The 355-nt window shown below is 40.0% G+C and carries 1 protein-coding gene; it reads right to left on the bottom strand.

Annotated elements, in window-relative coordinates; all coding sequences use genetic code 11:
- Window positions 1-355 (bottom strand): FAD-dependent oxidoreductase (locus LB467_RS19620; protein ID WP_224475678.1); only part of this gene is annotated, 355 nt, incomplete at both ends.

The raw sequence follows: 355 nt of genomic DNA on the forward strand, positions 1-355 counted from the left end.
CCATTGTTTTGATGGGGCAGAAAAGTTTCTCCCGTATTGGCATTTGTAAACTTTTCATTTTGCCACACAACCTCTTCGTAACTGGTGTATTCTCCTGCTTCTCTCCCAAACAGACGTTTTAACTGAGCAATTACCTTTTCTTCCCGTTCTACTCTTTTTAGATTTCCAGAATCGGGATGTAAGAATCCACACAGGGCGAATCTAGAATTCGTAGAATCGCTATGGTCGTAATATTCTATAACAGGACCCTGGTTACTTACAATGATTGAAACTTTATGGTCTTTCCAAAAAGGCTCTTTGTAAACAACACCAGCTTTAATTGATTCCTGCATCCAGGTATGGGTGTTTCTGGCTT

It is taken from the genome of Salegentibacter tibetensis (assembly GCF_020164485.1).
Lineage (GTDB): Bacteria > Bacteroidota > Bacteroidia > Flavobacteriales > Flavobacteriaceae > Salegentibacter > Salegentibacter tibetensis.